This window comes from Herpetosiphonaceae bacterium (assembly GCA_036374795.1).
GTDB lineage: Bacteria > Chloroflexota > Chloroflexia > Chloroflexales > Kallotenuaceae > LB3-1.
The window spans coordinates 1-13,173 of the sequence record DASUTC010000158.1 but is presented as its reverse complement, the minus strand read 5'-3'; the positions used below and the strand labels follow the sequence as shown (position 1 = coordinate 13,173).

General features: G+C 62.1%; 12 protein-coding genes. All 12 read right to left on the bottom strand.

Translation table 11 applies throughout. The features are described from left to right. Positions 1-10: 10 nt before the first annotated feature. Positions 11-703: a hypothetical protein gene (locus VFZ66_11190; GenBank protein HEX6289749.1), complete on the bottom strand. Its 693-nt coding sequence runs from the start codon at positions 701-703 to the stop codon at positions 11-13. A gap of 27 nt (positions 704-730) precedes the next feature. Then, positions 731-4,630 (bottom strand): hypothetical protein, encoded by a 3,900-nt coding sequence (locus VFZ66_11185; protein ID HEX6289748.1) that lies wholly within the window; start codon positions 4,628-4,630, stop codon positions 731-733. A gap of 6 nt (positions 4,631-4,636) precedes the next feature. Next, entirely contained in the window at positions 4,637-5,068 is a 432-nt protein-coding gene (locus VFZ66_11180; GenBank protein ID HEX6289747.1) for a phage tail protein, read from the bottom strand. A gap of 78 nt (positions 5,069-5,146) precedes the next feature. After that, positions 5,147-5,311: a hypothetical protein gene (locus VFZ66_11175; protein HEX6289746.1), complete on the bottom strand. Its 165-nt coding sequence runs from the start codon at positions 5,309-5,311 to the stop codon at positions 5,147-5,149. Between the two features lie 15 nt (positions 5,312-5,326). Continuing rightward, the gene (locus tag VFZ66_11170; protein HEX6289745.1) at positions 5,327-5,494 is read right to left on the bottom strand and encodes a DUF6760 family protein; all 168 of its coding nucleotides are present in this window, start codon (positions 5,492-5,494) and stop codon (positions 5,327-5,329) included. Further along, complete coding sequence (locus tag VFZ66_11165; GenBank protein ID HEX6289744.1) at positions 5,491-5,856, bottom strand: hypothetical protein; 366 nt, start codon at positions 5,854-5,856, stop codon at positions 5,491-5,493. The genes VFZ66_11170 and VFZ66_11165 overlap by 4 nt, the downstream gene beginning before the upstream one ends. 94 nt (positions 5,857-5,950) lie before the next feature. Beyond that, positions 5,951-6,400, bottom strand: a complete 450-nt coding sequence (locus VFZ66_11160) for a phage tail protein (protein HEX6289743.1) — start codon at positions 6,398-6,400, stop codon at positions 5,951-5,953. Between the two features lie 46 nt (positions 6,401-6,446). Then, positions 6,447-8,027 (bottom strand): phage tail sheath family protein, encoded by a 1,581-nt coding sequence (locus VFZ66_11155; protein ID HEX6289742.1) that lies wholly within the window; start codon positions 8,025-8,027, stop codon positions 6,447-6,449. Between the two features lie 89 nt (positions 8,028-8,116). Further along, a complete protein-coding gene (locus VFZ66_11150; GenBank protein HEX6289741.1) occupies positions 8,117-9,082 on the bottom strand; it encodes a Pvc16 family protein in 966 nt (321 codons plus the stop codon). A gap of 291 nt (positions 9,083-9,373) precedes the next feature. Then, complete coding sequence (locus VFZ66_11145) at positions 9,374-10,237, bottom strand: DUF4157 domain-containing protein (protein ID HEX6289740.1); 864 nt, start codon at positions 10,235-10,237, stop codon at positions 9,374-9,376. A gap of 78 nt (positions 10,238-10,315) precedes the next feature. Continuing rightward, a complete protein-coding gene (locus VFZ66_11140) occupies positions 10,316-10,810 on the bottom strand; it encodes a hypothetical protein (protein HEX6289739.1) in 495 nt (164 codons plus the stop codon). Positions 10,811-10,821: 11 nt separating this feature from the next. Beyond that, the coding region (locus VFZ66_11135) for a hypothetical protein (GenBank protein ID HEX6289738.1) at positions 10,822-13,173 on the bottom strand (2,352 nt) is incomplete at its 5' end.

Here is a 13,173-nt window from a genome sequence, read left to right as displayed (position 1 = left end):
GCGGCACAAACTAGCGCGACGGCAGCGGCGTGATCATCAGCATATCGCCGGGACGCAGCCGTCGGGGATCAGAAATATTATTGGTATTCGCAAGATGTCGCCACACGGTCGGGTCGCCGTACTCTTCGTACGCAATGTACGGCAGGGTCTCACCCTCACGGACGGTCCGCACGTGTTCGCCAGGATTACCGCCGGAGGTCGGGTTTTGTCGCGGGTACTGGCCTTCGTCAAAGGCCTGCTTGAACGAGACATCGAGCACCGCCCGCAGGGGCGTTCCGTCCGGGGCAAAGAGCGTGAATTTTTGCGAGATGCTGGTGATCACCGCCTCGAACGACCACATCGTGCCCCACACAAACCGACAGTATGGCGGCTCTCCCTTTTTGGTCTTCGGATGCTTTCTATTTTCGTTGATCTTCATCATGTCCCACAGCCCTTTGGTGTACTTGCGTACATCGCGGCCTGCCACGACGCCCAGGTTCAGATGGCTGTGCGACTCATTCGTATCGAAGAGAAGCTGAATTGATAGCGTTGAAGGCTCGCCGCCGCTAAACTCCAGTGGCGGAATATCAAGCCCCTTTGTCTCTGATTCCTTCCAGCCATTGCTTTTGGAGAAGGTATATTCCTTGGGATTGAACATGCACGGGACTTTTTCACCAGTGTGCAGATTGATGATTTCTGCTTTCGCGAGTTGACCGCTGCGCATAGATGTCCTCTTGTTAGACTATCTTGATCAGTAACGTCCCAATCGCTCTCGATCGATCAGCAGCCGGTGCCGTAATCGAGCATAGACCTGACGTGCAAGCTTTTCGATGTCGTGCTTGGCCTCTTTGCCTGCCTCGCCCTTTGCCGCTGCGTCGGCGCTGCCGCCTGACGGCTGCGCGGCGCTCGCCTCGGCCTCCCCGCCCTGGCCCTGCTCCGGCGTCCGCTGGATGTCGGGTCGCGCCGGTTTGAGCAGCGCAAGATCGGCGGTCGTGCGGCTGATCGGGGCTTGACGGCTCGCGCCAGAAGGCTGATCCGGCGTATCGGCTGACGCGAGCGTGTGGTCAGCGCCTCCGAACAGCCCGGCTTCTCCGTCAGCGCCAGGATGCCTGTCGGTGAGCATGCGCTGAAGCAGCGGCAATCCTAGCGTCCCCGATTCCGATCCGGCCTGATTCGGCGCGAGCGGCGAAGCGCTGCGCTGGAAGTATCCAGATGCGGGAGCGCCCAGGCTGCTCATCGTGGATTGTCCTGACAGTAGAGCGGGAAGACTGGCGCGTTGCAGCAATGGGCGAGCGCTGCCCATGTCGACGGCGCTGGCTGGCTGCTGGAATGCGCCCGCGCCAGCCTCAGGCGTGTCTGCCGCCATCGGCAAGAATTCCTGCTCCGGTGCCGCAAAGCCTGGTACCGACGGCAGGATCGCCGAGCGACGCACGAGCGCGGATGCCAACGAAGGCGCTGCGACATGCAGCACTGGTGTCGATTCGTGTGTCGGGGAGTCGCCTGGGCTTGCCGGACCTGTTTCCGCTGCGCTGTCGAAGGCGGGCATGTGCGGCATCTGCATCCTGAGCAAGGGCATCGGGGCCGCGCCGGGCGTGGCGTCGAGGGCGAGGCGTTGCAGCACGCGCGCGGCGACGCCGTGGCTGGTGGGCGCGGCAGGCGGCGGGCTGCTGGTGGGTGTGGGCGCGACAGGGAGCGCGTGCTGGAGGCTGAGGCGTTGCAGCAGCGGCAGGGCGCTCCAGTCCAGGGCAGGCGCGGCGCTGGCAGCGGGCGCGGACGCGGGCGTTGTGGCCGCCGGGCTGCCGGTGGGACCCGACGTGATGCCGGGCATGGCCTCGCGCTGGAGCGGAGCCTGGGGCAGCGCGGGCACGATCGGTGAGCGGCGGAGCAGCGGCAGCGCGGCGACGTGCGACGTGCTGGGCGGGCTGCTCGCCGTGCCCTCCGCCGGTGTCATCTCTGGCAAAAACTGCGCTGTGCCGGGCTGATCAGCGCTACGCATCACAGCGGCGCTTGTCGGCGGGGTTGCGCTGCCGATCGCCGGATCGTAGAGCGGCTGCGACCAATCGGCGCTATCTGCTCTCGTCTGCGCCATCGTCGGTGCGTCGGGCGTGTGCATCCTGAGCAAAGGCAGCGGCCGGTACGACTGTCCCGCAAGCGACGGCATGATCGCCGAGCGGCGGATCGTCGGCGCTGCGTCAAAGCCCGTAAGCTCGCTCGTCGCTTCACCCGCCGTTTCCGAATCGACCATGCTACCCGACTCTACGCCATGCCCGATCGACTGGGCTGCGGTGTGCATCACAGCCGAGGGCGTTACTGGCGTCTGCATCCTGAGCAAGGGCATCGGGGCAGCGCTGGGGGTGCCGTCGAGGGCGAGGCGTTGCAGCACGCGCGCGGCGATGCCGTGGCTGGTGGGCGCGGCAGGCGGCGGGCTGCTCGTGGACGTGGCAGGCGCGGCAGGCAGCGTGTGCTGAAGGCTGAGCCGTTGTAGCAGCGGCAGGGCGCTCCAGTCCAGGGCAGGCACGGCGCTAGCAGCGGGCGCGGATGCAGGCGTTGTGGCCGCCGGGCTGCCGGTGGGAGCCGACGTGATGCCGGGCATGGCCGCGCGCTGGAGCGGGGCCTGGGGCAGCGCGGGCACGATCGCCGAGCGGCGGAGCAGCGGCAGCGCGGCGACGTGCGACGTGCTGGGCGGGCTGCTCGCCGTGCCCTCCGTAGGCGTCACCAGTGGGAGCGCTGCGGAGCCGCTCGATTGCTCGGTGGCGCGCATGAGCGTGATCGCCCCTGGTAGCGCGTATGTCCTGAGCAGCGGCATCGGCGCGGAGCTTCCCTGCGCATTGCCCGTGCTGTAGCGTTGCAGCAGCCGTGCCGCCAGCGGCAGCACAGCATTCATCGCCCTGTCCCGCGCAGACGGGCTGGACTGGCGGCGAATGACCGGCGCGGACTCGCTCGTCGCTTCTGCGCCTGGACCATCGGCGCCGCGATCCACGCCTGAGCCAGTATTGGACAGTGTGGGCGCTGCGGAAGCGCCTGGCGTCCGCTGCACGATTGGCACAGGCGGCGCGTCGGCGGTCGCGCGGGCGATGCTGGCAGCGCTCGATGCCGCGCTGTCCTGCTCAGGCAAGCCGCTGTCGCCGGGCGCGACGTGAGTCGCGTGATCCTGGGCGGCGCTGGCAGCCGGAGCATCGGCGCTATCGGGTGCAAGACGCGCGATCACCGGCTGATCGGGCGTGGCAGCAGCGGTGCTCTGAGGGGTCGTGTCGGGCGTGCGCTGGATCGGATCGGCAGTGACGCTCTGAGGAGTCGCGTCGGGCGTGCGCTGGATCGGATCGGCAGCGGTGCTCTGAGGAGTCGCGTCAGGCGTGCGCTGGATCGGATCGGCTGCGACGCTATCGCTGGCAGACGGGGCGGATGAGGCAGGCGCATCGGGTGCGCGCTGCACATCTGGCTGCGTGGCGCTCTCGGCGGCGCTGCTCGACGATTGGGCTGTATCTGCCGGAGAAGTTGACGTAATATCCTGGCGCGTATCCGGCTGTGCGCTCGGCTGCGGTGTCGCGGCGGGAGCGTCGGCTCGGCGGGCGATCTGGGCGCTCTGCGGAGAGGAAACCGGCGGGGCCGCATTATCATTTGAGCGTGCAGGCCGTACCACTGGCAGCTCGCCTGAAGCCGAAGGCGCGGCGCTGCTGGGCGCTGCCGGGATCTCGTCGGCCTCGCCTGCGCTCTCTGAAAGTCCCATCCGCATCAACGGATTTTGGGGCGTGCCGCGAAACAGCGTCATCGAGCGCGTGGCCGCAGTTTGTATCGTCGGCGTCGATGCATCGGGCGCTGCCGACGACGTATCCGCTGATTCGCTCGCGGGCGCATCGGGCGCTGCGGGAGTCGAGGCGCCGGGCTGCTCACCCGAAGGCTGGCGTTGTAGCGAGGCCGGGGCGGAATCAGGCGACGGGGTTTCTGTCGAGCGCTGAATCGCTGGTGTTGCGGCGGGCGGCGCTACCTCCGTCGAGCGCTGAATCGCTGGCGTTGCGGCAGGCGGCGCTGCCTCCGTCGAGCGCTGAATCGCTGGCGTTGCGGCGGGCGGCGTGGTTTCTGTCGAGCGGCGGATCTGCGGCTCGGCCTGCGGCGATGCCCCCGTGGGCTGTGGCGCGGGAGCCGATGAGTAGCTCGGCTGCTCCGTCGAGCGCTGCACAGGCGCGGAGCGCGGCGACTGGACCTGCCAGCCGGAGGCCATCAGATCGCTGAGCAGCGGATCGGCGGCGGGCGTGTCTGCCATGCGCGCGATCGGCGCGGCTGCCGGGGCGGCGGCGGGCGCGAACGGATCGGCGCTCGACCACGGCAGCGCGCCCTGGCGTGCCGCGCTCACCTGGCGCTGCGCGGGCGCGTACGGCGCGAGCTTCAGCTCGCTGTTCGACGGCTCAAGCTCGCTGGCGGCAAAGCGCTGCGCGAAGCTATCGGCCCAGATGCCGGGCGAATTGGTGGGCTCGAAGCGCCGGAACAAACGCGACCCGAAGCTGGCGGAGCGCGGCGGCTGATTGTGAGCCGCGATGCGCTCGCCCCAGCCTGCGATCTGCGCGGTGCGCTGCACCAGCCGCATGGTCTGCGCGATGCTGGACGGCAGCGTGATGTCTGGTGTGTGTGCGTTGTCGTTCTTCGATGCAGACATGTAGCGTTATGCCCCGACGCGCTCAAAGCCATTATGAATCAGTTCGATCGACTCGACCGCGACCTCGTTGGCATCGGCCTTGAAGGTCGGGCCGTTCCATTTGATCGGCACGGCATCGGCGATGTTCCAGCGCACCTCAGGATAGCCCTGGTAGCCGCACAGGATGATCGAAATATCGTAGCGCTTGACCTTGCCCAGACGGCTGCTGTTGAACCAGTTCCACAGCTCGGCGCTGGCGATGCCCCGCTTCAACGTCAGATTTGAAAACTTGGTGCGGCCCGGCAGCCGGTGCGTAAACCCATTGCGACCGCCCTCCTGCCACTCAAAGATCTCAGTCTCAGCCTGAAGGCCGGAGCACTCGCTAAAGGCAGCTTCGGTAATGCCCTTGATTTCCACCATAAAACGGTAGGTGCTATAGACTTTGCGCTGTTTTGTCATTGCCACACTCTCTCACGTAGCAGGGTGATCGACATCGCCGACGCTGCTCTACGATCCCGCTGTCTGTATGGACGGCAGCTATTCGCGCCTTAAACCACGCAACCGCTCGTTCGCGATCTCCAGATCGCGGCGGAGCAGGCGTTCAACTGCGGCGGTCAACGCTTCAAGATCGACCGCTGGCTTGCCGTCCATCGGCTCTTCAGCGGATTGCGCACCTTGCGGTTGCTCTGCTGTCTGATCCATCGATCAGCTCCATGATCACTCTTCGCTCGCCTCGTTGAGCCGCTGATTGATGGCTCCAATCTGTTCGAGCCATGCCTGTCGCTCTGGATGCTCCAGCGCGAGAATCTCATCCAGCGGCCAGTGGAAATGGTAGGCGATGTAGGCTACCTCCTCATAGAGCCGGTCGAGGGGGTAGCCAATCATCCCCCCAGGCGGCCCGTGTCGATCTCGAACTGGTGCGAGCATTCGGGACATGCCACCGCAACCAGGCTGGTGCCGGTTTCGTTGATCCGGCGATAAAAATCTTGCAGAAACGCCAGATCGGCAGAGAAAAGCTCTTCGATCACGCCCGGATTAACATCGCGCAGTGTACCGAGCTTGGTAATCACCCGCGACAGCAAAATAATCACCAGATACGCCTGGTTGGAGCGCACGCGCGGATCGCGCATCGGCGCGATCTCGTCCATCGCCGTTGCCAGGCGCATCGTACCCTGGCGATGCACATTGCCCTCGCGGTCGACATAGCCGCGCGGCAGCGTAAACTCGAATTCAGTCTGGAGGGTCATCTACGTCTCGACTCTCGTCTCTTGAAATTGAGTGATGTAGGAGGGGCGTCGTACCATACGCCCCTCCCAGGCCATAATCCCAGGGCGTTGCACGCTACTTGACGCGCTGCAAGCCCTCGTGCGCCAGCACGATCTCCTCGACGGCAATATCGTTGTTATTGGCGTTGAGCTGCGGGCCGCTGATCTTCATCGGCCAGCAATCGGTGACGTTCCAGCGGGCGATCTCCTCGTTAGCCTGATTGTACAGCACGATCGAGCCGTTCTTGCGCGCCAGCTCGACATAGCCGTCTTCGACTTTCTTGCGCCATTCCCACAGCTCCATGATGTCGGTGATGCCGCGCTTGAGCGTAATATCGGACCATTTCAGCACGCCGGGCACCTTTTTGATGATGACGTTGCCGTTCTTGTCCGCCTCTTTGTACTCGATCACCTGCGACTCCGAGGTCAGGCCGCTGCACTCGCGGAACCGCGCCTGGGTGATGCCGTCGATCTCAAGGTAAAAATGGTATCCGGTTAACGGATCTCTGCGCAAACCAACGCCCATGCGTGTCCTCCTTTAGATGCTTGCTGTCGTGTATGTTGGATGAACGTTACTCGTTGATGCCGCCGCCGCTGCTCATCTGGCTGAAGCGGAAGACCACGAACTCGGCGGGCTTGACCGGCGCGATACCGACCTCGACGATCAACTGGCCGACGTCGCGCACCTCCGGCGGATTCAGCTCGGCGTCACACTTGACATAGAACGCCTCTTCAGGCGTCGCGCCAAAGAGCGCGCCGTCGCGCCAGACGCGGGTCAGGAAGGCGGTGATCGTGCGCTTGACGCGCTCCCAGAGGTCCATGTCGTTGGGCTCGAAGACGGCCCACTGCGTGCCCTGGAAGATCGACTCTTCGATCATGTTGAAGAGACGGCGCACGTTGATGTACTGCCAGGAGGTGTCGTTGGAGAGCGTGCGCGCGCCCCAGACCAGGATGCCACGGCCAGGGAAGGCGCGGACGCAGTTGATGCCGTTCGGGTTGAGCAGCGCCTGCTCGCTGTTGATCAGCTGGCGCTCAAGCTTCAGCGCGCCGCGCACCTGCTCGTTGGCCGGCGCTTTATGCACGCCGCGCTCGGCGTCGGTGCGGGCATACACACCGGCGATGTGGCCGCTCGGCGGGATCATGATCTGGCTGCCTGCGCCGTTCTGCGGGCGCGGGTTGGCAACGTAGATCCAGGGATAGTAGAGCGCGCCGTACTTCGAGTTGAAGTTGGCCTCTTTCATGCGCCAGTCGTTGATCTCCTGCGGGGTCATGCCCGGCAGCGCGTCGAGAATGGCAAAGCGATCTTTCATCAGCTCGCAGTGCGTCAGCATCGCCTTCTGCACCGCGACGACATCCTCGCGCGTGAGCTTGCCCGTCAGGTAGCCGCCCATCAGGTCGGGGCACAACACCAGCGTGATCTCGTCGATCTCTTCGAGCGCGCCGATGCCGGTGCGCTGCGCGGGGTTGCCCTCGAAGCTCGCCGCCGTCGCCAGCGCGGTCTTCGTCGCCGACAGCGTGTAGGTGCCGTTCTGCGGGCGGCGCTCCAGCATCGAGCCTGCGCTGTCGAGTTCGAGCGCCTGAAGGATGCGCGACTCGCGGGTCAGCACTTCGACGGCGTTGCGCGTGCCCTTGCCACGGCCCATCGAGAGATTGTCGAAGACTTCGTCGGGCCGGTTCGGCGCTTTGACCGTCACCCTGAACTGCTCATTGGTCGCTCCCTCGCCGGTGGCGTCTTCGATCTCGATGCTGACGCTCTCGGCGGGAACGTTCTCGACCTTGCTGCGCAGCTCAAGCGCCTTGGTGCCCGTGCGGCTGGGCAGCGCGGCCCGCGCGACGCCACCGCGCGACGCCTGCTCGGACTCTTCTTTGGTTGCGATGCTCTGAATATAGCAAGCGGCTCCGCCGTTCTGGAAGTAGCCGTACACCGAGTGCGGCAGGTAGAAGCCGGGCACGAAGCCCTGCGTTTCGGGCGTGCCGAAATCATTGACGAACTGGGTCCAGCTTGAAACAAAGACCGGCTGGCCGGTGTTTCCGGCGGGACGACGCTCGGTAAAGCCAATGAATGCGGCAATGGAGGTGCCAACTCCCTGAATAGGCTTGCTTCCCCGATCCACCTCTTCGATATAAACGCCGGGGTACTGGTACTGAGGCATTATGGGCTCCTAAATGATGCTAAACGGTCTTCGGCGGAACGTGCGTATATCCTCCGAAATCTTCTCCTTCTTGTCGTGGTTATATAGGCCTAGCTCGTGGTAGTACCTCCTTCAGTGGGGGTGTCCGACAGGCTGCCTGGCCTGTCACCTACATCGATAACCATCTGGTGGCTCGGATTGCGAACGATCAGCGCATGGCGCAGCGTGCGACCGTCCGTTTTGACGGCCAGGGTGTAGCGTCCGGGGATCAGGCCGTTCAGCCGAAAGCGGCCCTCGGAGTCGCTGATGACGCGGTGGTTGTGCCCTTCGACGGTGATGACGGTGTCGGGCAGCGGCTGCTCGTGATCGCCACGGAGCGTGCCCTCAAGATTGAGGCGGCCCTGTGGGTCGGTGGTCACGGTGAGATCGTGCTCGTCGATCACGACCTGCCGGGTGTAGAGCGCGGGCTTGGTCGTGATCGACTCGGTAGCGCCGTCGCCGTTCTGCTGCGCCGATGGGCGCATCCGCAGGCTGGTGGTGAGCACGGGCGGCCCGGCGGGGATCGCCTCCGTATCCAGCGCCAGCGTGACGACGTAGCTCAGCGAGGGCTTGAGATGGTTCTCCAGCGCCGACCAGAACTCGCCGGGGCTTTTGAGCACGCCCTCGGTCTGCGCGATGCTGGTGTGGATCGGCCAGCCATACTCGGCTAGCATGCCCTGTAAATGCTGCGTGGGCATGATCGGAAAGCGAATCATCGTCCGCAGCACGTGCCAGAGCAGCCGGTGCTCGTCTTCGACGGCGCGCGTCCAGGCGGTGATCAGATAGGTTAGCTCGAAATGCAGCGGTGGCCGCCGCCGGGCCGCGCCGTTGGTGCCGCGCCGCTCCAGATCCCAGCCCTCCTCGCGAAGCTGCCGCCGCTCGCGGATGTCGAAAAGGTAGCAGTTGAGCGTCGGCTTCGAGATGCCGCCTGACCACTCGCGGTTGGGTAGATCGAAGCTTACGTCGACGTCGGCGGTGTCGAAGCCGCCCTCTTTGAGCAGGATCTGCCGGATTGTTTCGTCAAGCTCGCTGATCATGGTATCTATCGGCTACTACAGTGCGGCATAGAGCGTTTGGGCAGCAAACGATCCCTTGCCGAACCAGTAATGTATGGCTCCGCATGAAGCTGTGGTTATGTGTTGGACACGAAAGGTTGTAAGCTGTGTGCTGCCGTCTTGGTCTGAACTGTGCTGCGCGTACTGCCTGGCGCTTGGGTTGTGCGCCAGCTTCCTGGGAGGCTGCATCAGCTTGGTCGGCTGATGGAGGAAGCTGGTGCTGTGAACTTCGATATGGCGCTATCGATCGTCATGCCTGCGCGCTCCGTACGCTCAGGCCGTCTCGTGCTCTTCCTCGGCGCTCTGGCGCTGGGCATGACCGCCCTCGATGGCTGCGGCTGCGGCTGCGCCCGCTGCGTCGGCCTCTTGCTCGTGGTTATCGCCCGCTGGCCCGACGGTCATCGGCCCGCTGGTGCTCATCGAGCGCTGCTGCACCACGTGGGTTAGCTCGTGCCCAAGGAGCTTCGTGTCGGCGGGGCTGGCGCTCTCGCCGAAGAAGATGTCGTTGCCCGTCGTGAATGCTTTGGCGCTGATGCTGCGGTTGAGCTGATGGGATTCGCTATCGCTGTGGATGCGCACGTCCTTGAAGTTTGTGCCGAACGCGCCCTCCATCGACTCTCGCATCCCATCATCCATCGGCGAGCCGCTCCCGCGCTTCGACTGTATTCTACCGCCTAGATCACCGCTAATTGGTCCACCTTCGAGGCCGACTTCTGGTTTAGCCTGAACTGTGCCGCCCTCTTCCTGCTCTTCTTCGGCGGTACGCTGAACAGCGGAAGGATCATGCATCGCTTGTACGGCACCACCCTCTTCTTGCTCTTCCTCAGCGGTGCGCTGGACGGCGGGATCGTGCATCGCCTGGACCGCGCCGCCCTCCTCCTGCTCTTCTTCGGCAGTGCGCTGGACGGCGGCGGGATCGTGCATCGCCTGGACCGCGCCGCCTTCCTCCTGCTCTTCTTCGGCAGTGCGCTGGGCCAGCATACGCGCGATCTGCGCGTTGCCTACCTGGCGCTGTAAGTTGAGCAGCGGGTGCTGCGTCGAGCCAATGTCAGTATCGTTGGTGGACGCCTCGTTGGAGGCACGTCGGCGAATTTGCGACAGGTGCTCCCGGTTGTCGAGCGAGTGGTGCGATGACATCGAGTTGCCTCCGTGAGCTAATCCTCTTTGAGCTAAGTTGTTAGCTTCATTTGCTTTACAAGTCGTCGAGCGAAGATGTTAGGAATTATACTTTTGAAAAAATGCTTCTTTTACTTCAAGATCAATGAAGTCAATATCTTCATTAGTTTCTTCTGATTCAAGAATTTTAAGTCTTTCAAGGATAGATGGAATTAATGATGCTTTGTTTGAAGAACTCAAGCCATCTTCCTCGGTAAGCAATTGCATCATTTTGTACAAGGTATAAAGATCGCAAGTCGGCGCTTGTTCCTGCATATAACGGAGTGCTGTGCTGCGATCTCTTTCAAACAAGACTCGTAGTGCAGTAGCTTGAAGGTAACGATCGCTGTGCCCGGTGACTAAGATTTCTGCGGCTATCGGCGCAGCCGAAAGAGTTTCGCGCATCCATAGCTCAACCAGGGCTGAGTTTGCAATATATAACTCATTACCGAGAGCCAGTTTTTCAAGGATCGGCTCTGGAACAACACTATAATCAATATCCTCATCGTTCATGATGCTTAAGTGCTTCCATTCTTCTTCATCGAACTGATGCATAACTCATCTCCTTATTTCTTAATGTATATGATAGTATCGAGATATAACAGCGGCGGTGTCCCATCTTTGACCTCCCATTTGGAGTCTACTTTCATACTGCCATTGGGAACTACCATCTTGCTGCCATGATCGATCTTCGTCCCTACGACTAATTCAACATCGAGCTTCTCAATTTCACTTATCAAGTGTTCCATAATCTTGAAGGCATCTTGAAGCGAGTCCGGATCCATGCCAGCCTTAAGCAGAGACTTTAAGTTTCCTTGTGAGCGTTGGTAATTATGGAGTGGCTTTTCTTCGATCCATTTCAGGCGCTTTTGCTTCGCCGGATCTTTAGCGAATGCTCGCTGAGCTTCTTTACCAAGCTTCCCTGAGCGTTCAGCCTTGAGTTGCTCATACTCTTCGCGCTCACGAAATTGAACTTTGCCAGCTCCATAAATTTCGATCTTACCAGTAGGAATATAGGTTGACCCTTTCTTAACGCACTCAATGGGTTTCCCACCAAATTTCTGAGGAGCTTGAATCGTGACAATTTCAGCACCTATTTCTTTAGCTAGGGTATCTTTCTCAGGATTAACTTTGCCATGTACATGGTATTTTGTATCGGAGTCTTGTACCAGATTAAGAGAAACAAGATTATACTTTGACTTAATGGCAGGTAACTTCTTGCGAATACTCTCGGCTGTAGCGCCTTCTTCTGAGAGTACTTTCTCAGATTCGGAAATAGCTTGATCAAGATCTGCCTGCTTCTCAGCTTGGGATCGATGATCAGCGTTATTAGCTCCATTACCCTGTGGCGCTTTCCCCCGCCCCGCAAGCTTCTTGAAGCCCTTGGCCGCCGCCTTCACCACCGAATCGATCGCCGAGTTGATCGGCTTCTGGACCGAGCCGATGATCTTCTTCACGCGCTGGCTGATGCCGCCGACTCCAATCAGGCTGGCGAGGAAGCTGATCGCGACGGGCAGCGCCTTACCAAGCGTCTGCTCAACCCGGTTTGCAGCCGCGCCGATCGAGCCGCTAGCAATCGCGCCGATCGAGTCGAGGATCGCGCCGACTAGCTCCATAATCTGGCTGCCGCGCTCGATGAAGAACATGATAACATCATAGATCATCTTGCAGGCTTTGATGAACGCCGCCGCCGGGTTGAACAAGCTGATCAGCCAGGTGACGCCAGCGGTGATGATCTTGGTGATCACGAACTCTTTGATCTGACCGATGACCTGCTCTTTGAGATCGCCGACCTTATCCTGGATCAGATGCCACAGCCCGGCGGGGCCTTCGCTTGCCAGCACCTGGAAGACCTTGACCGTTCCTTCCATCAGCTTGACCGTCGGCTCGCCGACCAGCTTGACCGCCCGCGCGCGGATATTGGCGTATGTCAGGCCCATGACCTGCATCACGAGGCTCAAAATACCCTTGAGATCCAGGCTTTCGGGCATGCGAATGCCCGCATCGCCCAGTGCGCCGAAGAGCCAGCCCATCAGACCCTGCTGCAAATGCTTGCCGATGTTGCCGACGAACTGGTTAAGCCCTTGCTTGACCGCGCCGATCAGATTGCCCAGGAAGCGGATCGGATCTTTGATGATCGCCCCGATCACCCCTGCGGCGCGGCCCAGCACGCCCATCAGCATATTCTTGAGCTCGAGGATCGTCTGGATCACGCCGACGATCGCTTCCTTCGCCTTGGCGACGAGGCCCTGGTTGGCCTTCTGCATCTCCGTGATGCGCGCGTCCACGGCGTCGCGGGCCGCGACATACTTCTGCGCCAGGCTTTGCACCAGCGCTTCCTGCTTGGAGTCTACATCCTGCTCAAGCTGGTCGAAACGGCTCTGAATATCCTCGGCTGCCTGCTGCCCAACCTCGCGCAGATCACCGGGCAGCCCGCTGACAAACTGCTGGATCTCCTGCCGTCCCTGCGCGATCCGCGCTTTGGCTCGCGTCAGCTCAGCGCCGACCACATCCGCGACCGAGTTGATCACGACTTGCATCTGCTTAAGGTAGAGCTGGCGACCCTCCTGGAAAAAGCTGTTGACCTCGCTCGGCATGCCCAGCAGCTTATCTTTGAGCCATTTGCCCTTGCCCAGCAGCCCGCTGTAGCGCTGATCTTTATAGGCTTTCATGCGCTTGTCGACGTGCTGCTCGAACGCCGCCCGCGCGGCGCTCTCGCCGCGCTCGAAGACGCCGTTGACCTTACCGTCGAGGCCGTCGAGGATGCTGGTGACTTCGGTTTTGGTTTTGCTGTACAGCGCCTCGATGCGCGTCGCGACCTCGGCCCGTTTGCGCTCGTCCTGAGTCTTGGCCGTGTTCTTGTTGCCGAGCACCTTGCCAAGCGCCCCGACGCGGCCCGTATGCATACCGCCGGTCGC

Coding starts and splice junctions, on each gene's coding strand:
- VFZ66_11190 (HEX6289749.1), bottom strand. CDS start 703: ATGCGCAGCGGTCAACTCGCGAAAGCAGAAATCATCAATCTGCACACT.
- VFZ66_11185 (HEX6289748.1), bottom strand. CDS start 4,630: ATGTCTGCATCGAAGAACGACAACGCACACACACCAGACATCACGCTG.
- VFZ66_11180 (HEX6289747.1), bottom strand. CDS start 5,068: ATGACAAAACAGCGCAAAGTCTATAGCACCTACCGTTTTATGGTGGAA.
- VFZ66_11175 (HEX6289746.1), bottom strand. CDS start 5,311: ATGGATCAGACAGCAGAGCAACCGCAAGGTGCGCAATCCGCTGAAGAG.
- VFZ66_11170 (HEX6289745.1), bottom strand. CDS start 5,494: ATGATTGGCTACCCCCTCGACCGGCTCTATGAGGAGGTAGCCTACATC.
- VFZ66_11165 (HEX6289744.1), bottom strand. CDS start 5,856: ATGACCCTCCAGACTGAATTCGAGTTTACGCTGCCGCGCGGCTATGTC.
- VFZ66_11160 (HEX6289743.1), bottom strand. CDS start 6,400: ATGGGCGTTGGTTTGCGCAGAGATCCGTTAACCGGATACCATTTTTAC.
- VFZ66_11155 (HEX6289742.1), bottom strand. CDS start 8,027: ATGCCTCAGTACCAGTACCCCGGCGTTTATATCGAAGAGGTGGATCGG.
- VFZ66_11150 (HEX6289741.1), bottom strand. CDS start 9,082: ATGATCAGCGAGCTTGACGAAACAATCCGGCAGATCCTGCTCAAAGAG.
- VFZ66_11145 (HEX6289740.1), bottom strand. CDS start 10,237: ATGTCATCGCACCACTCGCTCGACAACCGGGAGCACCTGTCGCAAATT.
- VFZ66_11140 (HEX6289739.1), bottom strand. CDS start 10,810: ATGCATCAGTTCGATGAAGAAGAATGGAAGCACTTAAGCATCATGAAC.